The sequence below is a fragment of the Salinimicrobium sp. CAU 1759 genome, assembly GCF_054482715.1.
Map to the genome: position 1 here is coordinate 1,660,603 of NZ_JBTLRK010000001.1, position 19,702 is coordinate 1,680,304.

21 protein-coding genes are annotated in these 19,702 nt (G+C 42.5%); 5 read left to right on the forward strand and 16 right to left on the reverse strand.

The annotated features are described in order from the left end of the window. Positions 1–11 precede the first annotated feature (11 nt). The 8 genes from ACXYMT_RS07455 to ACXYMT_RS07490 form a co-directional block, all read right to left on the reverse strand. Positions 12–311 (reverse strand): winged helix-turn-helix domain-containing protein, encoded by a 300-nt coding sequence (locus tag ACXYMT_RS07455; RefSeq protein ID WP_459058454.1) that lies wholly within the window; start codon positions 309–311, stop codon positions 12–14. Beyond that, positions 308–922, reverse strand: coding sequence for a hypothetical protein (locus tag ACXYMT_RS07460; protein ID WP_459058455.1), 615 nt, complete (start codon positions 920–922; stop codon positions 308–310). Before ACXYMT_RS07460 ends, ACXYMT_RS07455 begins: the two co-directional genes overlap by 4 nt. 329 nt (positions 923–1,251) lie before the next feature. Beyond that, positions 1,252–2,523, reverse strand: coding sequence for an adenylosuccinate synthase (locus tag ACXYMT_RS07465; protein ID WP_459058456.1), 1,272 nt, complete (start codon positions 2,521–2,523; stop codon positions 1,252–1,254). A 10-nt stretch (positions 2,524–2,533) separates the two neighbouring features. After that, the gene (locus ACXYMT_RS07470) at positions 2,534–2,989 is read right to left on the reverse strand and encodes a Fur family transcriptional regulator (protein WP_459058457.1); all 456 of its coding nucleotides are present in this window, start codon (positions 2,987–2,989) and stop codon (positions 2,534–2,536) included. A gap of 23 nt (positions 2,990–3,012) precedes the next feature. Next, positions 3,013–5,217, reverse strand: coding sequence for a RelA/SpoT family protein (locus ACXYMT_RS07475; RefSeq protein ID WP_459059158.1), 2,205 nt, complete (start codon positions 5,215–5,217; stop codon positions 3,013–3,015). Between the two features lie 43 nt (positions 5,218–5,260). After that, on the reverse strand, positions 5,261–6,493 hold the full coding sequence (locus ACXYMT_RS07480) for a M48 family metallopeptidase (RefSeq protein ID WP_459058458.1): 1,233 nt from the start codon (positions 6,491–6,493) through the stop codon (positions 5,261–5,263). A 246-nt stretch (positions 6,494–6,739) separates the two neighbouring features. Beyond that, a complete protein-coding gene (locus tag ACXYMT_RS07485) occupies positions 6,740–7,231 on the reverse strand; it encodes an endonuclease domain-containing protein (RefSeq protein ID WP_459058459.1) in 492 nt (163 codons plus the stop codon). Between the two features lie 166 nt (positions 7,232–7,397). Beyond that, positions 7,398–8,219, reverse strand: a complete 822-nt coding sequence (locus ACXYMT_RS07490; protein ID WP_459058460.1) for a TrmH family RNA methyltransferase — start codon at positions 8,217–8,219, stop codon at positions 7,398–7,400. A gap of 108 nt (positions 8,220–8,327) precedes the next feature. On the opposite strand from ACXYMT_RS07490, the gene ACXYMT_RS07495 reads away from it, so the two are divergent. Continuing rightward, the gene (locus ACXYMT_RS07495) at positions 8,328–8,771 is read left to right on the forward strand and encodes a hypothetical protein (protein ID WP_459058461.1); all 444 of its coding nucleotides are present in this window, start codon (positions 8,328–8,330) and stop codon (positions 8,769–8,771) included. A 228-nt stretch (positions 8,772–8,999) separates the two neighbouring features. On the opposite strand, the gene ACXYMT_RS07500 is transcribed toward ACXYMT_RS07495, so the two are convergent. Continuing rightward, a complete protein-coding gene (locus tag ACXYMT_RS07500; protein WP_459058462.1) occupies positions 9,000–10,070 on the reverse strand; it encodes a DUF3810 domain-containing protein in 1,071 nt (356 codons plus the stop codon). Between the two features lie 332 nt (positions 10,071–10,402). Between ACXYMT_RS07500 and ACXYMT_RS07505 the strand changes: the two genes are divergently transcribed. Further along, the gene (locus ACXYMT_RS07505; RefSeq protein WP_459058463.1) at positions 10,403–11,866 is read left to right on the forward strand and encodes an aminoacyl-histidine dipeptidase; all 1,464 of its coding nucleotides are present in this window, start codon (positions 10,403–10,405) and stop codon (positions 11,864–11,866) included. A 78-nt stretch (positions 11,867–11,944) separates the two neighbouring features. Here ACXYMT_RS07505 and ACXYMT_RS07510 read toward each other — a convergent pair whose 3' ends face one another. From ACXYMT_RS07510 to ACXYMT_RS07520, 3 genes are read right to left on the reverse strand one after another with little or no spacing between them, the layout of a single operon-like run. After that, positions 11,945–13,057, reverse strand: coding sequence for a peptidylprolyl isomerase (locus ACXYMT_RS07510; protein ID WP_459058464.1), 1,113 nt, complete (start codon positions 13,055–13,057; stop codon positions 11,945–11,947). A gap of 25 nt (positions 13,058–13,082) precedes the next feature. Next, on the reverse strand, positions 13,083–13,646 hold the full coding sequence (gene gldI, locus ACXYMT_RS07515) for a gliding motility-associated peptidyl-prolyl isomerase GldI (protein WP_459058465.1): 564 nt from the start codon (positions 13,644–13,646) through the stop codon (positions 13,083–13,085). Further along, positions 13,643–14,659 (reverse strand): DHH family phosphoesterase, encoded by a 1,017-nt coding sequence (locus ACXYMT_RS07520; RefSeq protein WP_459058466.1) that lies wholly within the window; start codon positions 14,657–14,659, stop codon positions 13,643–13,645. The genes gldI and ACXYMT_RS07520 overlap by 4 nt, the downstream gene beginning before the upstream one ends. A 165-nt stretch (positions 14,660–14,824) precedes the next feature. Between ACXYMT_RS07520 and ACXYMT_RS07525 the strand changes: the two genes are divergently transcribed. Then, positions 14,825–15,244 carry a nucleoside-diphosphate kinase gene (locus tag ACXYMT_RS07525; RefSeq protein WP_459058467.1) on the forward strand — a complete coding sequence of 140 codons (420 nt, stop codon included), beginning with the start codon at positions 14,825–14,827 and terminating at the stop codon, positions 15,242–15,244. A 54-nt stretch (positions 15,245–15,298) separates the two neighbouring features. On the opposite strand, the gene ACXYMT_RS07530 is transcribed toward ACXYMT_RS07525, so the two are convergent. From ACXYMT_RS07530 to recF, 4 genes are all read right to left on the reverse strand, one after another. Continuing rightward, a complete protein-coding gene (locus ACXYMT_RS07530) occupies positions 15,299–15,943 on the reverse strand; it encodes a protein-L-isoaspartate(D-aspartate) O-methyltransferase (protein WP_459058468.1) in 645 nt (214 codons plus the stop codon). 516 nt (positions 15,944–16,459) lie between these two features. Continuing rightward, complete coding sequence (locus tag ACXYMT_RS07535; protein ID WP_459058469.1) at positions 16,460–16,756, reverse strand: DUF721 domain-containing protein; 297 nt, start codon at positions 16,754–16,756, stop codon at positions 16,460–16,462. After that, positions 16,737–17,174, reverse strand: a complete 438-nt coding sequence (locus ACXYMT_RS07540; RefSeq protein WP_459058470.1) for a lipocalin family protein — start codon at positions 17,172–17,174, stop codon at positions 16,737–16,739. The genes ACXYMT_RS07535 and ACXYMT_RS07540 overlap by 20 nt, the downstream gene beginning before the upstream one ends. Further along, positions 17,171–18,250: a DNA replication/repair protein RecF gene (recF, locus tag ACXYMT_RS07545; protein ID WP_459058471.1), complete on the reverse strand. Its 1,080-nt coding sequence runs from the start codon at positions 18,248–18,250 to the stop codon at positions 17,171–17,173. The genes ACXYMT_RS07540 and recF overlap by 4 nt, the downstream gene beginning before the upstream one ends. Before the next feature lie 138 nt (positions 18,251–18,388). On the opposite strand from recF, the gene ACXYMT_RS07550 reads away from it, so the two are divergent. Together ACXYMT_RS07550 and ribH are read left to right on the forward strand one after the other, a co-directional pair. Then, positions 18,389–19,159 carry a tetratricopeptide repeat protein gene (locus tag ACXYMT_RS07550; protein ID WP_459058472.1) on the forward strand — a complete coding sequence of 257 codons (771 nt, stop codon included), beginning with the start codon at positions 18,389–18,391 and terminating at the stop codon, positions 19,157–19,159. A gap of 6 nt (positions 19,160–19,165) precedes the next feature. Next, entirely contained in the window at positions 19,166–19,663 is a 498-nt protein-coding gene (gene ribH, locus ACXYMT_RS07555) for a 6,7-dimethyl-8-ribityllumazine synthase (protein WP_459058473.1), read from the forward strand. Positions 19,664–19,702: the final 39 nt, after the last annotated feature.

Below are 19,702 nucleotides of genomic sequence, written 5' to 3' on the forward strand. Positions count from 1 at the left end.
TGTAAAAAAATCTATTTTTGAGATTTTATCAAGTTTTCAAGCGCTGCCAGGTGTTCTTCAAAAGCTTTTCTTCCCTGTTTCGTCATAACGTATTTGGTATTAGGTTTTCTATCTATAAAAGATTTAGTTACATCCACGAACTCTTCCTTTTCCAGTGCTTTCAGGTGACTTGCCAAATTCCCGTCCGTTACATCTAAAAACTCCTTGAGCGATGAAAAATCCAGCGTATCATTCACAGCCAGGGCCGACATGATGCCGAGTCTTATCCTGCTCTCAAATGCTTTATGCAAACCATCTATAGATATTTTCACCTTTCGTACTTGTAGTTCACATAGATTCCGTAAACAATATGCATCACCCCAAAACCAAATGCCCAGAAAAGGAGGCTGTACTGCGTAAAATAAGCTCCCAGTAATCCCAGAACAATCTGAATAAAGCCCAGGTACTTCACATCTTCATATGTGAATTTGCTGGCACTATACAAAGCTATTCCATAGAAGATGAGCGTAACAGGTGCCATTAACATGACGAGCCCTTTCATGAGAAAAACAAGGGCGAGTAAACCTCCTGCTACCAGGGGAACCGTCATATTTTCCAGCATTCTCCTGGCTGCCGAATTCCACACTTGTTGTCCCTTTTTCTTTCCCTTTTTTACTGAAAAGATCACAGCTGTTGTAATAGCGAGGATCAAAACTATGATCCCAATTAGAAGAAGATTCCAAACCTGTTCTCCCGAAGGTATTCCCGGCACCAATGCTTCCTGACCGTCAAAGATCTCAAATGCCAGATAAGCTCCTGCCAGAGCATAAAATCCGGCCAAAACACCAGAAATTCCGCTAAGGGAGAGGAACTTGGTGGAGCGTTCCATAATAGAACGTATCTCCCTAAGGTCCTGCATGTAATCTTCTTCTTTTCTCTCCATTTAAAAAGTACTTTGCATTTCAAAGTTAATACTAAATTTTATATGTGCAAGAATTATTTTCTTCAGTATCTGGAAAATTTTTTACGTAATAAAGTAGCCTGATAATTGAGAGGAGCTAAATTATTTCTATTCCTTCAACCTAATTTGCTACTTACTTTTGCAAGTCTAAAGGAACTTGTTTCAGGTTCTAACAATGTTGGAAATACGATTGATGAGATTCTGAAATAAATTCAGAATGACGATGGAGAGCACAATGTCTCAAGTGGAGCTGAATAAAAAAAAGGTGCTGCTTTCGCAACACCTTCCTAAAATGTCATTTTTGAAACCTCTTAAAGTTCGATGGTCTGCAGCCTGTCAGGCCCAACAGAAACGATTTTGATAGGGATCTCCAATTCTTTTTCTATAAAAGCTATGTACTCTTTTAATTCCTGAGGCAATTCATCGGCTGAGCTCAGCTTTGTAAGATCCTTCTCCCAACCTTTAAAATGAGTGTACACCGGAGTTACATTCTGATGCTCAATGTTGTAAGGCAGGTGTGTGATCTCTTTCCCCTGATAGTTATAGGCGGTACAGATCTTTAAGGTCTCAAATCCGCTTAAAACATCAGCTTTCATCATGATCAACTGGGTCACTCCGCTTACCTGCACTGCATATTTAAGTGCTACCATATCCAACCATCCGCAACGGCGTGGTCTTCCGGTGGTCGCGCCAAATTCTTTACCAACTCTTCCCATAGTTTCACCATCCTCATCAAAAAGTTCGGTAGGGAAGGGGCCGCTTCCCACGCGGGTGGTATAGGCTTTGAAAATTCCGAAGACTTCTTTGATCTGGTTCGGGGCAACTCCCAATCCCGTGCAGGCTCCTGCAGCAGTAGTGTTGGAAGAAGTAACAAAAGGATAGGTCCCAAAGTCAATATCAAGTAATGATCCCTGTGCACCTTCAGCAAGAATGGATTTACCATTCTTCTGTGCCTGGTACAGGTATTCTTCACTGTCAATGAACTGCAGTGACTTCAAAGTTTCGATAGCTTTAAAGAATTCTGCTTCCAGTTCGCCAAGGTTGTACTGCACATCTACGTTGTAGAAGCTTATCATTGCTTCATGCTTATCGGCAAGGTTGCGGTATTTTTCTTTCCAGTCGCTAAGCTCCAGGTCACCGACCCTTATCCCGTTACGTCCGGTTTTGTCCATGTAGGTAGGACCAATTCCTTTAAGGGTGGATCCTATTTTAGCTTTACCTTTTGAGGCTTCGCTGGCAGCGTCAAGGAGACGGTGTGTTGGAAGAATAAGATGGGCTTTTCTGGAGATCACGAGTTTATCCTTGTAGTCCACACCGGCTTTGCTAAGGTTATCGAGCTCTCTTTTAAAGATAACAGGATCTATTACCACTCCATTTCCAACCAGGTTGATAGCATTCTCGTGAAAAATTCCCGAAGGTATTGTGTGAAGTACGTGCTTTTGGCCGTCAAACTCTAAGGTATGTCCGGCGTTTGGGCCTCCCTGGAAGCGGGCGATGATGTCGTATTTTTTGGTGAATACATCTACGATCTTTCCTTTTCCTTCATCTCCCCATTGTAATCCAAGAAGTAAGTCTACTGCCATAAAATTCAGGTTATTCGGTTGATTTTTTGTTTCCGTAAAAATATAAGGAATGGTTGTTTATTTTAATATCAAAAACTTCTTCGATCGTTTGCTTGATCGACTGCACGCGGGGATCGCAAAATTCGATCACCTCTCCAGTATCGGTAAGGATGATATGATCATGGTTGCGGTCAAAATATGATTTCTCGTATTGCGCCTGATTGTTCCCGAATTGATGCTTCCGCACCAGTCCGCATTCCAAAAGAAGTTCTATGGTATTGTATAATGTAGCCCGGCTTACGCGGTACTTCTTATTTTTCATTTTGATATAGAGGGATTCAATATCAAAATGTTCTTCGCTGTTGTAGATCTCCTGCAGGATAGCAAAACGTTCGGGGGTCTTTCTGTGACCCTTTTCTTCCAGGTACTTTGTAAAGACATTCTTTACAACCGCCTGGTCATTTTTATTCACTACTTTCTTGCTCATGATATGGGTGCAAAGGTATAAGATTATTCACGTGACACCTTATCTATACCGTTTATTTTTTTAAGGTGTTCCATCAATTTTTTAAGGATACTGTTATTTTTTACGACCACTGTGATCTTCCCTGTGAAGATCCCGTCCTGGCTGTCAAAATTGATATTCTTAATGTTGACATTCATATTATTGGAGATCTCCCGGGTAACATCATTTACAAGGCCAATGTTGTCAATTCCCGTTAATTTGATCACAGCTTTAAAGTCTTCCTGGGTAGAATCTTTCCACTTCGCCTGTATGATCCTGTAGGCGAAATTACTCTGTAGCTGAATGGCATTGGGACAGTCTTTTTTGTGAACCTTAATGCCTTCACTAACGGTTATAAAACCGAATACGCTATCCCCGGGAATTGGGTTACAGCAATTAGCCAGCTTATAGTCCAGGATCTCTTCATCCCGCCCAAAGACCAGTTGATCATATTTTGCTGTGATCTCATCCTTGTCTATGTCTTCGACTGTGCTTTGTTTCCTGATCTTGCTTTTGAAGAAGCTCACCAGGGCATTACTGCGAGAGGCTGCGTAATCTTTTAATTTTTGATTGTCAATAGTTCCAACACCCACCCTGTAGAAAAGGTCCAGACTGGTCTTAAGCTTAAAGAAAATTACCAGCTCATTAATGGTCTTCTCGTTAAACGGAATTTTCTGAGCCCGTAATTTTCTAGAGAGAATGGCTTTCCCTTCTTCGGCAATACTCTTTTTTTCTTCTTTTAAAGAGGATTTGATCTTTGCGCGGGCACGTGCTGTAGTAGCGTAATCGAGCCAGTTGGAATTGGGTTTTGCTTTTTCTGAGGTAATGATCTCCACCTGGTCTCCACTGTTAAGGGTGGTACTTAAAGGGACCAGCTTTCCGTTCACTCTCGCTCCCCTTGTGCGCAGTCCAACTTCGGTATGTATACTGAAGGCAAAATCCAGGGGAGTAGCACCTTTGGGCAGGGATTTTAATTCCCCCTGCGGAGTAAATACAAAGATCTCTTTGGAATACAGGTTCAATTTGAACTGCTCCACGAAATCCACGGCATTCACTTCCGAACTTTCCAGGGCTTCCTGAAGTTTGTTCACCCACTCCTCAAGCCCGTCTTCCTGATTGCTGCCTTGCTTGTATTTATAATGAGCGGCATAACCTTTTTCGGCAATTTCGTTCATGCGCTCACTCCGTATCTGTACTTCCACCCAACGGCCTTTTGGGCCCATCACTGTAATGTGCAGGGCTTCATAACCAGTCGACTTTGGTGAAGAGATCCAGTCCCTAAGGCGGGTTGGATTGGGCCTGAAGTGATCTGTAACTATTGAATAGATCTTCCAGGCAAGGAATTTCTCATTGGCCGAATCGCTCTTGTAAATGATCCTTACCGCAAACTTATCATATACCTCGTCAAAAGTGACATTTTGATTCTTCATTTTCCGGCGGATCGAATAGATTGATTTTGGCCGGCCCTTAATAGTGTACTGCAGGTTTTCCTTGTCCAGAGAATCCTGGATCACCTGGGTAAATTCTCCTATATATTTATCCTGCTCTTCCTTGCTCTCACGTATCTTTTGAAGGATCTCGTGGTAAACATCCGGTTCGGTATATTTCAAACCAAGATCCTCGAGCTCGGTTTTAATGTTATATAGTCCAATACGGTGGGCAAGTGGGGCGTAGATGTAAAGGGTTTCTGAAGCGATCTTCTCCTGCTTGTCGGTTCGCATGGAATCCATGGTCTGCATATTGTGCAGCCGGTCGGCTATTTTGATAATGATCACCCGCACGTCATCATTCAGCGTAAGCAGCATCTTCCGGAAGTTCTCTGCCTGCAGGGAAACATCTTTATCGTGCTCCAGGTGCGAGATCTTGGTGAGCCCGTCTACGATTCTGGCTACAGTATCGCCAAACATCTGCCGAATATCTTCCAGAGTGTAAGCCGTGTCTTCAACCACATCATGCAAAAGGGCAGCAGCAATAGAGGTGGCATCGAGCCCAATTTCCGAAGCTACAATTTTGGCCACAGCAATAGGATGAAAAATGTAAGCCTCGCCCGATTTGCGGCGCTGGTCCTTATGAGCATCTACGGCTATGTCAAAAGCCTGCCTTATGAGTTTCTTGTCCTCATCGGTCAGGGTTTGATAGCTAATGCGCAGAAGTTTCTTGTACTGCTGTGCAATTTCCTTGTTCTCCTTTTCTATAGCGGCTTCCGTCATCATGTTCTAAAAATACGATTAAGATTGAAAACAGGCAATTTAATTACCCCTGCAGATTCCTGAACCTTTTATACAACGGCGGGTGAGAATAATGTACAAAGACGTAGGCAGGATGCGGAGTAAGATTGCTAAGGCTGTTCTTGGACAGCTTCTTCAATCCGGTGATCAAAGGTTGTGCCTTGTAGGTGTTCTTAGCGAAATTGTCGGCTTGATACTCAAATTTTCTGGAAAGATAGTTCATGATGATACCCGTTACTTCTGAAATCGGGCTGAAGAGTATTCCGAAGGCTACCAATCCTATGTGAAACCCGGGATTCTCTACTCCCAAAGCTGCTGAAAGTAATGGGTTTCCCACAAAAAGTGATAGGATCCACAGGGTAAATCCGGTGGTAAGTATACTAATGATGAGGTTGATGATAATATGATTCTTCTTGTAATGTCCCACCTCGTGCGCCAGTACAGCTACAATCTCCTCATCATCCAGGTCATTGATGAGGGTATCGTAAAGGGTTACTCTTTTCTCATCTCCAAATCCCGAAAAATAGGCGTTAGCCTTAGTGCTTCTTTTGGAGCCGTCTATTACAAAGATCTTTTCCAGGTTAAAACCTTCTTTCTTAGCATAGGCTTCTATTTTGTCCCGCAGGGATCCTTCGGAAAGTGGAGTCTGTTTATTGAAGATCGGAACGATCAACCTCGCGTAGAACATATTCAAAAAGACACTGAATACCGCCACGAGGATCCAGGCGTACCACCAGAAATCATCTCCCGCAAACTGGTAGAACCATACAATCAATGCCAGAATTCCGCCACCGAGAACTATCATCATTCCCCAGCTTTTAAGCTTGTCTAAAATGAAAGTTTTAGGACTTGTTTTGTTGAACCCGAATTTTTCCTCAATTACAAAAGTGTGATACCCCGAAAACGGGAGAGACAGCAGGTCACTTCCAATCATGATGATCCCAAAGAAAATTAATGCGATCACAATGGCATTATCTGAAATTGATCTTGCGATCCCATCTACAAAATCAAATCCGTCAAGAAACAGGAACAGCAATAAAACAACTACAGAAAATGTAGAAGAAATGACTCCGAATTTATAGTTTGCTTTTTTATACCGCTGAGATTTCTCATACTCCTCTTCATCAAAAACATCTTTAAGGGAATCGGGTACAGGATCGTTGTAATGCCTGGCATTCAAAGCATCCAGGACCTTATCTATTATAAAATCGATGAGAATAATTCCAACTATGAAGAAAAAGAGAGTATCTGCAGTCAATTGTAAGAAATTTTAGAGAGGCTAAGATAAGCAGAATAGTGGCGAAGTTAGAAGTACGATTTGAAAATTGCGAAGTCTCCAGAGGGGTTCCTGTAAGACGGGATAGGGAAGTAGCTCGAAAAAACAGATTTGAGGAGAAGAATTAGTTAGCTTATATAGTCATTGGAATCTATAAGCCGTACAGAAAATAATCTCAGCACCGTCCCCTCCTCCGGAGGGGTGCCTGAAAGGCGGGGTGGGGAAAACTTACGAATAATTATCTTTTATAAAATCCTTCAAACGCTCCATCACACGTTCAGCATCCATCAATACTTCAGTTGAAGTTGTTCTCCAAACCTGTAGCCCAAGACTCTTTAGGTACTTTTCCCGATGTTCATCATAATTAACCTTTTCATTGTGACTGCTGCCATCAATTTCTAAGACTAGTCCGAGGCCCTTCACATAAAAATCCACTATGTATTTGCCAATCACTCGCTGCCGGTCGAAATCAATATTATAGAATTTGCCTTTATGAACCTGTTGCCAAAAAATAATTTCAGGTAGATTTCCCATTTTACGTAAAGCTTTGGCTCTTAATCTCAAATTTTTATCTGCAGGAAGTAGGGGAAGGGATTTTCGTTTTACTGGAATGGAATCGATGGTAGTGAGAATGCTAACGCTGTTTCCCACCCCGGCCTCTGGCCACCCCTCCCCGGGAGGGGACTTTTCAGAAGCGACATTCAAATTCTTATTAGCCATGTTCTAAGATAGAGATTTCCTTCGTTGGGTTAGAGATACTATTTAAGAAAATGGTGATGTTGGTCAAATTTTTTCGTCATTTCCAACCCCGGCCTCCGGCCAAACTCCCCGGTAGAGGACTCCTATGCACCCGCAACCCGCAACCCGCAACCCGCAACAAAAAATTTTAAATCTTAAACCCGGAATCTCTCCGAAGGCGCTGCCTCTTCGCCTCAAAAATTAAAATTCCTGCGGCCACAGAGACGTTCATGGAGTCGATCTCTCCTTCCATGGGGATAAGAATATTTTGTGTGGTATTTTGCAGCCATTCATCAGTCAAACCTGTGGCTTCGGTGCCGACCACAATGGCACTGCCGCCGGTTAAATCTACCGTGTGGTAAGGAACAGAGGCCTGTAATGCGGCTCCAAAGATGTCAATTTTTTGCTCCTTTAAAAATGAGATTATCTGAGATGTACTGCCGGTGGCGATTTTATTGGTGAAGACGCAGCCCACGCTGCTGCGAATGATATTGGGATTGAACATGTCCGTTTTCGGATTAGCTACGAGCACGGCATCTACCGCAGCGGCATCGGCAGTTCTCAAGAGTGCTCCTATGTTTCCAGGCTTTTCGGGGGCTTCTGCGACAAGGATCAGCGGATTTTCATTCCTGAATTTCAGGTTGTCCAGGGAAAGCTCTTTAATAGCAACAATTGCGATCACACCTTCGGTACTTCCGCGGTAAGCGATCTTCTGATAAACTTCTGCAGAGATTTCAAATTTTTCAACCGCTGAAGAATTCGAAAGTAAATCCTCAATTTTTTCGGCGGGAAAAAGATCAGCATTGAAATAAATTTCCAGCGCTGTATAACCGCCTTTTATGGCCAGGCTAATTTCACGGGCACCCTCTACTATAAAAACATTTTCCTTTTTTCGGGTACGGGCTTTCTCCTGCAATTGCAGGATCCTTTTCACTTTTGGATTTTGAAGACTGCTAATTGATTTATGCATGGGGCAAAGATAGAAAACTGCAGGCTGAGGAGCTTTATTTTTAAAAATCTGCAGGCGCCGACTTTCAAAGATGATAAAAAAGAAGTAAATTAACTGAAAATCAGACATATGGAAAATAATGACAAAAGGAAGAAGCCTCTTGCAGTCAAAGATGCTTTTAGAATCTTAATATTTATTTTCGCTGCCATTCTTATTAGTTCCTGTAGTAAGAAGGTGACCTTTCCGGTTTCGGAAGTGGTGCCTGCAGCCGAAGCGGTTGTAAAAGTAGATAAGGATTCAAACGGAAATTATGAGATCGAACTGGACGTGAATAACCTTGCAGCACCCGATAGGCTGTCGCCGGAGCGTCGCTATTATGTAGTTTGGATGGTCACCAAAAAACACGGAACTATCAATGTTGGGAAACTGGACATCAACCGTAAAAATAACGGCGAACTTAAAACCAATACTCCTTACGAACCCATCCGGATCTTTATTACCGCCGAAGATGACGGCCAACCCGTGATTCCCTCGACCCAGGTGGTGCTCAATTCAGGAAATTTTAAGGTATAAAAAAACTGTCCGAAGATGCTCCGGACAGTCCTTTCAAAAATGACATTTTCAGGAACTATTTTATTCCTGTTGTCCGTATTTATCTGTGTATCTCTTTGCCAGGTCAGTCTGCTGCCTATCAAGACTTATTTCCCGGCCCTCAATGAAGGCCTGGCAAACTTTGTTGGTGCGCATATCGAGTCCATCACCATCACTTATGAAAAAAGTGGCATCCTTTCCAAAATTTCCTTACAACCTGCCCCTGCTCTTGTGATAATTTACCAGAAGTGCAACAACATAGCTGTAACTCCGCATTCCAGCGGGTTGATTATTAGCTATTAAAAAGGAATCATACACGAACATGAACATGGGTTCAAAGGGATTTTTATGACTCTCCCAGAACTCCCTCACTTCACGATAATTTTCCTTTACACCAAAATTGAGCTCATCCACAAGTTCTTCAGCCAGGGCTGGATCCCGCCTGTAGAGTTCGCTAAGGCAGTAGCTAAGGGCAAAAGTATATCCGGAGTAATTAAAATATTTATCGGGATGGTTCATGGTTGTGAGACAGGCAAGAAAATTAGCTTCATTCTCTTTGGCAAACCCCAGCTGGTGTCCTATCTCATGGCTGGCAGTTGTTGGGATCTTGTAAGATAAAATCTGGGTATTCACCTGCCCTTCATTGGTAAGGGGGTTGAGATATCCGTTAAAACCCATATAAGTCAAAGGAACACTGTAAACCGACCTCTTGAGACTCGGCACGTCATATACCAGCTCTGGAAAATCATCTTCAATATTCTCGTAACCTGCAAAAGACAACTTCAGGATCTCCGATTTTGAGTAGGGTATATCTACTTTAACCGAATCATTTCCGGTTATGGTTAGATGGAGTTCATTGGAAGTGGCGATAAGGTCACGGGTAAGTTCCACAAGTTCTTCGGTGGTATAGTCATTCTCGATCTCGAGGGCTGCATGCAGGGGTAGACGGTAATAGTTATAACCCCAAAAAAGATTAAAGCAAAAATAGATGAGGGAAAGTACAGCTATGGAATGCAGGATCCAGCGGTTCGGATTGCGAAAGCGCTGTTTTATTCGAAGGACCAGCCATCGAATGATCATTACAACCAGTAAAGCGTATAAGAAATCTCCTATGGAAAAAGGAAATAATCCAAGGGTTCTTCGCAGCAGGGCCGAGGTTACGGGATAAATGCCGTTACTGTACCATTGTTCTACAAATAGAGGATTGGCAGCCAATATCCTGTTCAGCAGGATCTGCAGGGGTAGAAGAATGACCAGAATGACAGCTACTTTTTTCTTCACCTCTCAAAAATAGGTTTTTTCGGAACCAAGAACCAAGAGCGAAAAGCCAAGACTTTGATAAAAACTGTTGCAGGCTTCATGTTTGGAAAACTTGTCATCTCCATTTCCATATTCCGTATTAATCATGTAAAAAAGTTAAGCAAAAGAAAGGAATCATAGGTCTTGGGACCCATGCACAACCTGTCTCTTTTTTAATACGAGGGTTCTTCTAAAACTTGTGTACAGTGGCAAAATTTGTTTTCTGAATTCGATCCCTAATAAAATGGAATTTGCAAATCCGGCTTTCCACCACCCACTTTCTTATATTTGTGAAAATGCAAAACAACAACAAAATGAATGAAGAAATAAGGGCGTTGGAGCCAAAGCCACTCTGGAATAAATTTGCCGATCTCAATGCTGTACCAAGACCTTCCAAAAAGGAGGAAAGGGTGATCGAATTCATGAAGAACTTTGGGAACAATCTCGGGTTGGAGACCGAAGTTGATGAAGTAGGAAATGTGATCATAAGGAAACCTGCCACTCCGGGAATGGAGAACAAAAAGGCAGTGGTCCTGCAGTCACACCTGGACATGGTACATCAAAAGAACAACGACTCAAATTTTGATTTTGAGAATCAGGGAATTGAGATGTATGTTGACGGAGATTGGGTTCGAGCCCGGGGAACTACTTTGGGAGCCGATAATGGCCTTGGAGTAGCTACCATGATGGCCATTCTTGAAAGCAAAGATATCCAACACCCTCCCCTGGAAGCGCTTTTCACCATTGATGAAGAAACCGGGATGACCGGAGCAATGGGATTAAAAGCCGGGGTTCTTAATGGTGATATTCTTCTTAACCTGGATACAGAAGAAGATAATGAAATTGGGATTGGTTGTGCCGGCGGAGTTGATATCACCGCTTCCCGGACCTATAATGAAGAACCTGTGCCAGCAGACACACTTGCTTATAAAATAGTGGTAAAAGGCTTGCAGGGTGGGCATTCAGGAATGGATATCATCAAAGGCCTTGGAAATGCCAACAAAGTGATGAACCGTATTCTCTTCGAAGGTTTCGAAAAATTTGGGATGAGGATCGCCGGGATCAATGGCGGCGGACTCCGAAATGCAATTCCGCGTGAAAGTGAAGCTGTGGTTGTAGTTGAGAAAATTCAAAAGGAGGATTTTTCTTCCGAAGTAGGAAAGATCATTCAGGACATTCAGCAGGAATACAAGTCGCTGGAGCCAAAACTGCATATAGAGGTTTCAGAAACTGAAGCACCACAAAAGGTTATGGAACTGGGAGCTCAGGAATTGCTACTGAAGTCGATCTACGCTGCACATAATGGGGTGTACAGAATGAGTCCGGAAATTGAAGGGCTTGTAGAAACCTCCAATAATATAGCCCGTGTAACTGTCAACAATGGTAAGATTGAAGTACTTTGTTTGACCCGTTCCTCGGTGGATTCTACAAAGAGTGATCTTGCCAACAGCCTGCGGGCAGGTTTTGAACTGGCAGGATTTGAGGTTGAATTCTCGGGAGCTTACCCGGGATGGAGTCCTAATATGAATTCGCCAATTCTCAAGGTGCTTGATGAATTGTATAGGAAAATGAACACAGATGAGCCCGATATCGCTGCCTGCCATGCCGGTCTCGAATGCGGAATTCTGGGAAGGAATTATCCCGAAATGGATATGATCTCTTTTGGTCCAACCATTCGCGGCGCACACTCTCCCGACGAAAGGGCAAGTATCTCATCTGCCCAGAAGTACTGGAAATTTGTGCTTGAAGTACTAAAGAATATTCCGGAGAAGAACTAATCCTTCGGAAGCCTTAAATAAAAATACCTCCCAAAAATGTCATTTTTGGGAGGTATTTTAGGTTAAAAGACTTTGTGTCTATTCTTTGATGTTTACCAGCTCTACCTCAAAAATAAGGTCGGCAGATGGAGGGATCACCGGTGGTGCTCCGCGCTCTCCGTAACCAAGGTGGGCAGGAATAAAGATCACTGCTTTATCTCCTACCTGTAGCTGTTGTACTCCTTCCTTGAAGCCCGGGATCATAGGTGCATCTTTGCTGTAAAGCATAGGCATTGGAGAATAACCTCCCATTTGCTTTCTTCTTTCATTGACCATGCCTGCTTCTTCGGCAACCTGCTCCAGGTTAGTATCAAAAAGATCTCCTGTACTTAAATAGCCTTTGTAGTTCACCATTACGGTATCTCCCTGTTTTGGCTGTGGACCTTCTCCTTCTTCAAGAATAGTATATTGTAAACCGCTTTCCAGTTCCTTAGCTTCGGCTTTTAATTCTTCATAGCGCTGTGCATTAGTCGTGCGCTTTTCTTCCATTTCTTTTTGTTTGGCTTCAGTTTCAGCTTTGAAATCCTGGAGTTTTTGAGAAAGAACTTCAGTAGCATTGAAATTCTTAGCTTCTTTTCCTTTGCGAATGATCTTTACCTCCTGCATTACCACTTCTTCCAATGGTCGATCACTTGGATCTGTTTCAACATTCCCAATAGCTTCTACCACGTCCATTCCTTTTACCACTTCTCCAAAAACAGTGTGCAATCCGTTCAACCACGGAGTTTCTTTAAGCGTGATGAAGAACTGGCTTCCGTTTGTGTTAGGACCGGAGTTTGCCATAGAAAGAATTCCTGCAGAATCGTGAGTCAAGGTATCAACGATTTCGTTCGGAAACTTGTAACCAGGGCCTCCGCTTCCGGTTCCTTGTGGGTCACCACCCTGAATCATGAAATCCCCAATAACGCGGTGAAAAACAAGTCCGTCATAAAAAGGCTTGTCGCGGAATTGCTCCTCGGCCATAGTACTTGTACCTTCGGCAAGAGAGACAAAACTGGCTACAGTCATTGGCGTAGCCTGGTAATAAAGTTCTGCAACAAAAGGTCCTTTGTTGGTATTGAACTCGACATACATACCGTCTTCAAGTTCAGGATATTCCTCATTACAGGCAGTAAAGGCAAATAAAATACTGCATAAAAGCAAAAAACTCATTTTCTTCATTTCGTAATTGATTGTTTTAGTTGTTATTCTCTTGTTCAGTTTCAGATTCTTCTGAAATATCTATAAGGGTTACGGTGGAGATCACCGGAACATCTGATCCTATTCTGTTTTTATCGCCATAATACCCGAAAGCCTTGTGTGACGGAAAAAGAAAAGTGACTGTTTCCCCTTCCTTCATAAGTTTTAGCCCCTGCCTTAAACCACTAAATAATTCTTCCTGATCGATGGCATAGGTGCGGGGAGCAATATCCTCATCACTATAGATGTTTTCTCCATTCAAGGATCTAATGTTGTAATCAAACTCTACTATATCACCAAATTCGGGAGTTCTTGTAGAGGTGGTGTCCTTTGTATTGTAGTAATACCAAAAACCGTTAGGAGAGGAGAGGTACTCCCTTGTAGAATCAGTTTCAATAATTTTTTGAATTCGGGCTTCTTCTTCGGCCACAATGGCGCGGTTTCGTTCTACCGCTTCATTGATGTAGGAACCCGATTTTTGCGTTACCGGCCTTCTCGCTTCGGGCGACTTGCAGGAAAAAAGGAGGAGTCCCGCAAGTAGCATTAAAAATTTTATCTTCATAGCGCCAGGTTCGTTTTGTAGGAGGGCAAGATACTAATAAATTTATCAACTGTCTCTTGCAGAGAGAGATCACTCTTGCCTCCTGCGGCATTGATATGACCGCCCCCGTCAAAATACTTCCGGGCAAAATCGTTGACCGAAAATGTTCCTTTTGACCTAAGGGAGATCTTCACAATATTATCGGCTGCGTTCTCTATGAAAATAGCTGCAAAAACGATTCCTTTTAGGGAAAGTCCGTAGTTCACAAATCCTTCTGTGTCTCCTTTCTTAAAGTTATTCCTGTCGAGTTCCTCCTGTGAAAGTGTGATATAAGCCGTGCGAAGTCCTTCTACTACTTTTAGATTCTGAAGGGCACACCCCAGTAACTGCAGCTGCCCATACGAGCTGGTATCAAATACATTCTCGTGGATGGAAGTATTGTCGGCACCTTTTTCAATTAGTTCGGCGATCACCCTGTGGGTGAGGCTGGTGGTAGAGCGATATCTAAAAGAGCCGGTATCGGTCATGATCCCGGTATATAAACAGGTTGCGATCTGCGGAGTGATATGTTCTGCCAGACCAATATTTTCAATGAAATGGTAGACCATTTGGCAGGTGGAGCACATGGTGACATCGCTGTAGGTAACTTGGGCATAATCATCGGGCTGCTGGTGATGATCTATCATAATAAATGCAGCATTTGCTTCTTGCAGGGGATGATACATTTCTCCGGCACGGGAAAGGTGATTGAAGTCGAGGGTGAAGATCACATCTGCCTCAGCTATATATTCCTTTCCTTTTTTAGTGTCCTTTTCATAGATCAAAACTTCATCCTGATAAGGCATCCATTTTAGAAAATCGGGGTAATCATTTGGAGCGATAAGTTGTACGTAATGCCCCTGTCCCTCCAGCAGGATCTTGAGTGCTAAGGTAGAACCCATTGCGTCCCCATCGGGACCTTTGTGAGGAACAATGACTATTTTCTTTTGGCCCCCGAGTAACTCCTTTACACGCGAAATATCTTCGTTTGTCATAGAGGGCGAAGATACCGAATATTTGAAGATGGAAAAAGTGTGGGATCAAGTTCCAAAAATGTCATTTTTGGAGGTCTTTCTTTCCGGTAGATCGAATAAAAGCCTAAGCACCTTGTATATGGGATTGTTTTGACTATTTTTGCAGCCAAATTAAAAATTGAAGAAATGGCAGGAAATAGAACTTTCACCATGATTAAGCCCGATGCAGTTGAAAAAGGACACATTGGAGCTATTTTAGAGCAGATCACAGCTTCAGGTTTTAGAATCGTTGCAATGAAGCTTACCCACATGACACGTCGTGATGCTGAAAAATTTTACGAAGTGCACAGTGAGCGTCCATTCTACGGAGAACTGGTTGAATTCATGAGCCGCGGGCCAATCGTTGCCGCTATTCTTGAAAAAGAAAACGCTGTTGAAGATTTTAGAACCCTTATTGGGGCTACAAATCCTGAAGATGCTGCCGAAGGTACCATTAGAAAGAAATATGCTGCTTCTGTAGGTGAAAATGCCGTACACGGAAGTGATAGTGATGAAAATGCACAGATTGAAGGTGCTTTCCATTTCGCCGGAAGAGAAATGTTCTAGAACCTCTTCTTAAATAATATTGAAAAACCACCTTTTTGGGTGGTTTTTTAGTTTCTATCTTCCGTAGCGGCCTCCATTGTCTGCCCGGCCGGTCATGGGAACGAACCTCACCGGAAGCAAGGTTTTCTTTTCAAATTCGTCTTCAGCTTTCTTATACATCATGATCAGTTGCTGATTCATGCGACCGACGGGAGCCAGGATTCGGCCGCCGATCTTCAGTTGATCGGTCAGAGGTTTTGGGATAGAGGATGGAGCGGCTGTTAGCAATATAGCATCAAAAGGAGCATACTCTTCCCATCCCGAATAGCCGTCACCGTGTTTGGTGGTAATATTTTTATAGTCGGTTTTCTCCAGGTTTTCTTTTGCGAGTTTTGCCAGCCATTCAATGATTTCGAGGCTGTAAACGTGCGATACAAGTCTGGAAATAACTGCAGCATTATATCCACAGCCGGTACCAACCTCCAGAACCTTTTCGTCTTTTTCCAGTTGCAGTTGCTCGGCCATATAAGCCACAATATACGGCTGACTTATAGTCTGGTTCTTCCCAATGGGAAGCGGCTTGTCTTCATAAGCTTTATCCTGCTCATCTTCGGGGACAAAAAGAGATCGATCGACTTCCTGCATAGCCTCCAACACCCGGGGATCGGAGATGCCCCGACCTTTTAGTTGTCGCTCGATCATATCTTGTTTAGTTGCCATGTCTAATTAAAATGTTGTTTCCTAATAAGAATCTCAAAAATGTCTTTTTTGAAAAATGAAGAGGAGGTTCTTTTTTTAGAGGACAGAGGATTTAGAAAATTAGAGATTACAAGCACCAAATTCCAAAAAAGAATTTGAAAATTTGAAAATGAGGTTATTCATAAAGAGATTTGCAAAAATCAGCGGGATCTGGGGGGAAACTCAAAGATTGAATTTTCCCTCTACCTTAGATCTATAGTTAGGCGAAGCATTAGACTTTTTAAAAATGTACTGGTCCTGAAGAATTTCCTCTTTTGTGAAGTCTTATTATGGTATTTTGAAAATATCAGACTGCTTTCCGATAATGAGATTATTTCGCCATCGCTCACAAAGACGTTATAAATCGATTATAATTCTTGACTTCAAAGTGGATTTTTAGGTTAACAAGCAAAAATTAACCGTTAACGAATTAAAGGTATTAAAACGTCAGTGAACTTTTAGAATTTTAAATCCTGAACCTTAAATTTTGAATCCCCGTTAGCGCAGAATAAGCTTTTTTATGAGCTCTCTTCCCAGTTCTTCGTTAAGCATTCTCACAATCTTTTCCTTGCCGTAGCTCAATTCTTCTCTAAGGACCGAAGAGCTTAACTGCACGTAAAGTGTATCCCGGTCCAGCTTGATAGATGTGGTGTATTTTTCTATAGCAGGTCCCATTTGGCTGTTCCACACATCGCGCACGTGCACCTTATCCAGGCCTTTTTGCAACTTGTTATCGCTCACAAATTCCTTTAATGCCTCGCTAATGCTAATGTGATCATTGATCCTCTTGGCCATAATTTCCTGAATATGGGGTGAAACGTTTGTAGGTGTAGATGATCCCATCTTGGTTTAGGACCACCAGTTCATTTTCTTCGGAAGAAATAATGCTTTCCTTCCAGTTTGCGTAGGGCGTCGAATAGTACAAATTAATACTGTCATTCTCAAGCTTTATTTCAAAGATCTCAACATCTTCTGAAGCTATAAAGCTGCCATCCAGTTGTGGCCGCAACTTTTTGCGGAATCCGGCCGCGCTATCCACCTTAATAAAATCCACCAGTTCTGAAAATTTGAATTCTTTGATTACGCCTTCCGGAAGTTCGGCTTTGGTGATCTCCCAGTAGCCGTTGAGATTGTCTATCTTTTCCTGCGGGGCATCACTGCCACAGGACAGGAACAGGTTTGCTAAAAAGAGTAAAAAAATGACCTTTTTCACAGGTAAAACATTTTATAGGTTTGTCCGGTGCTTTTCACCACTTTTTCTGTTCTATCCCTGTGGGTATCGCTTATAAAAAGTTGCCCAAGCTCATCTGTCGCAACAAGATCTACGATATGAGCAACCCTGTTCTCATCCAGCTTGTCAAAAATGTCATCCATTAGCAGGATTGGGGAGACCTTGCTCAATTCCTTCATAAAGTCAAACTGGGCCAGTTTAAGAGCAATTAAAAATGATTTTTGTTGCCCCTGGGATCCGAATTTCTTGATTGGATGACCTTCAATTTCAAAAATGAGATCATCTTTGTGGGTGCCTACACCGGTATATTGCAGAGCCATATCCTTTTGAAGATTTTCTTCCAGCTGATTCTTAAAATCTCCCTCTTCCAACTGACTTTTGTAACTAATGGAAACTTCTTCCCGGCCATTACTAATTGTTGCATAACGCTTCTGAAAGATTGGAATGAAGGTTTCTAAAAAAGCCTTGCGTTTTCTAAACAGAATATTACCAAGTTCCTCCAGTTGCATGTCGTAAACCGAAAGAGTGTCACGGTCAAAGCTGTTGTTCGCTGCAAAATACTTCAGCAGGGAATTGCGCTGTGCAAGAATTTTTCCGTAGTCAATTAAACTGTTGAGATATTTATTGTCGCTTTGAGAGATAACCCCGTCAATAAATTTTCTACGGGTTTCGCTGCCTTCGATGATTAGATCACGATCGGCAGGGGAGATGATCACCGTAGGAATAAAACCTATATGTTCACTGAACTTTTCATAGGGTTTGTTATTCCGTTTGATCACCTTTTTTTGTCCGCGTTTGGCACTTACAATGATCTGCTCTTCCCGTTCATTCTTCTCAAAAATGCCATCTATGACAAAAAAATCTGCGTCGTGCCTTATGTTCTGACTGGTTATGGGATTAAAATAACTTTTTCCAAAGGAGAGGTGGTAGATGCTGTCGAGGACATTGGTTTTTCCTATCCCATTATTTCCTACCATACAATTGATCTTGCGATCAAATTCGTATTCGGTCGAGTCAAAATTCTTGTAATTGAGTAAGGAAAGGTTTTTAAGAAACATAAAAAACTGTTATTCAGCATCATAGAATGAAGCCATGGGGAGGCTTTTGAGCATTGCAAATTAGCATAAATAAACAATTTAATTCCCTTTTAATTTTAAAGAAATATTCTATTTTTGCGCTTCAATTAACGTTTATTTATGGCTACTTACAAGAAAAGAGGATATAAGCCCAGAAGCAAGGAAGAACAGGATGCTGCTGTTGAGGAACAATCAACAACTGCCGAAGTATTTAACACTCTTGATGAAGGGGCGAGTAAGACCGAAGAATGGGTTGCCCGAAACCAGAAGTATATTTTCATAATTATTGGGGTTGCTGCTGCAGTGATCCTTGGTTATCTGGCTTACGAGGAATTCATCCAGGAGCCTAAAGAGGCCGAAGCTGCAAATGAGATGTTCATGGCTCAGCAGTATTTTGACAATGCGTTACAGGCTTCGGGAGCTCAAAGTGATTCTCTGTACAATCTTGCTTTAACAGGAGGACAGGGAAAATATGGATTTGAAGATATCATGGAGAACTACGGTTCTACTAAAGCCGGAAATCTTGCTCACTATTATGCGGGAATGGCTTACTTAAATACGAACCAATATCAGCAGGCTATCGAAGCTCTAGATGACTTCGAGAGTGATGACCAGATTCTTGCTCCCCTGGCAAAAGGTGGAATTGGAGATGCTTTCCTTCAGCTTGATCAGCCGGAAGAAGCTTTAGGATATTACGAAGAGGCTGCAAAGATGAGGGACAATAACTTCACTACTCCTAAATTTCTTATGAAAGCTGCGGTTACAGCTATTAAATTAGGGGATGGAGCAACTGCCGAAGAATATCTCAATAGAATTCAGAATGAATATCCTGATTCAGTTGAGGCAAACCGTGTGGCGGTTTATCTTGGACAGGCGCAGGCAATGCAATAAACAAGTATGGCAACAGAAGGAAAAAATCTTTCAGAATACGATAAGAATACGATCCCAAACGCGAAGGAATTCAGGTTTGGGATCGTTGTTTCTGAATGGAACGATAATATCACAGAAAACCTTTGCAGGGGTGCCATTGAGGTGCTTTTGGAGAATGAGGTGCTGGAAAGAAAGATCGTACGCTGGAACGTTCCGGGAAGTTTTGAGTTGATCTACGGCTGCAAGAAGATGCAGGAGTCCTATGACATGCTGGACGCTATTATTGCCATTGGAAGCGTGATAGAAGGGGAAACAAAACATTTTGACTTTGTCTGTGAAGCGGTATCCCAGGGCATAAAGGACCTGAACGTACAGAATGATATTCCTGTGATCTTTTGTGTTTTGACAGATCAAAATATGCAACAGGCCATTGACCGTTCCGGCGGAAAGCATGGGAACAAAGGTGCCGAGGCCGCTGTTGCTGCAATCAAGATGGCCCAGCTTCGTAAAGACTCCCGAATCTAATTCTTCTTTTGGTAAGGCACTGTTTTTGTGCTGGTGACT

What these genes read in the sequence shown, in the direction of transcription:
- ACXYMT_RS07475 (WP_459059158.1), bottom strand. Translation starts at nt 5,217, where the DNA reads ATGACGGAAGCCGCTATAGAAAAGGAGAACAAGGAAATTGCACAGCAG.
- ACXYMT_RS07520 (WP_459058466.1), bottom strand. Translation starts at nt 14,659, where the DNA reads ATGACAAACGAAGATATTTCGCGTGTAAAGGAGTTACTCGGGGGCCAA.
- ACXYMT_RS07460 (WP_459058455.1), bottom strand. Translation starts at nt 922, where the DNA reads ATGGAGAGAAAAGAAGAAGATTACATGCAGGACCTTAGGGAGATACGT.
- ACXYMT_RS07530 (WP_459058468.1), bottom strand. Translation starts at nt 15,943, where the DNA reads ATGGCAACTAAACAAGATATGATCGAGCGACAACTAAAAGGTCGGGGC.
- ACXYMT_RS07535 (WP_459058469.1), bottom strand. Translation starts at nt 16,756, where the DNA reads ATGGCCAAGAGGATCAATGATCACATTAGCATTAGCGAGGCATTAAAG.
- ACXYMT_RS07505 (WP_459058463.1), top strand. Translation starts at nt 10,403, where the DNA reads ATGAATGAAGAAATAAGGGCGTTGGAGCCAAAGCCACTCTGGAATAAA.
- ribH (WP_459058473.1), top strand. Translation starts at nt 19,166, where the DNA reads ATGGCAACAGAAGGAAAAAATCTTTCAGAATACGATAAGAATACGATC.
- ACXYMT_RS07490 (WP_459058460.1), bottom strand. Translation starts at nt 8,219, where the DNA reads ATGCATAAATCAATTAGCAGTCTTCAAAATCCAAAAGTGAAAAGGATC.
- ACXYMT_RS07485 (WP_459058459.1), bottom strand. Translation starts at nt 7,231, where the DNA reads ATGGCTAATAAGAATTTGAATGTCGCTTCTGAAAAGTCCCCTCCCGGG.
- recF (WP_459058471.1), bottom strand. Translation starts at nt 18,250, where the DNA reads ATGTTTCTTAAAAACCTTTCCTTACTCAATTACAAGAATTTTGACTCG.
- ACXYMT_RS07510 (WP_459058464.1), bottom strand. Translation starts at nt 13,057, where the DNA reads ATGAGTTTTTTGCTTTTATGCAGTATTTTATTTGCCTTTACTGCCTGT.
- ACXYMT_RS07465 (WP_459058456.1), bottom strand. Translation starts at nt 2,523, where the DNA reads ATGGCAGTAGACTTACTTCTTGGATTACAATGGGGAGATGAAGGAAAA.
- ACXYMT_RS07550 (WP_459058472.1), top strand. Translation starts at nt 18,389, where the DNA reads ATGGCTACTTACAAGAAAAGAGGATATAAGCCCAGAAGCAAGGAAGAA.
- ACXYMT_RS07495 (WP_459058461.1), top strand. Translation starts at nt 8,328, where the DNA reads ATGGAAAATAATGACAAAAGGAAGAAGCCTCTTGCAGTCAAAGATGCT.
- ACXYMT_RS07470 (WP_459058457.1), bottom strand. Translation starts at nt 2,989, where the DNA reads ATGAGCAAGAAAGTAGTGAATAAAAATGACCAGGCGGTTGTAAAGAAT.
- ACXYMT_RS07525 (WP_459058467.1), top strand. Translation starts at nt 14,825, where the DNA reads ATGGCAGGAAATAGAACTTTCACCATGATTAAGCCCGATGCAGTTGAA.
- gldI (WP_459058465.1), bottom strand. Translation starts at nt 13,646, where the DNA reads ATGAAGATAAAATTTTTAATGCTACTTGCGGGACTCCTCCTTTTTTCC.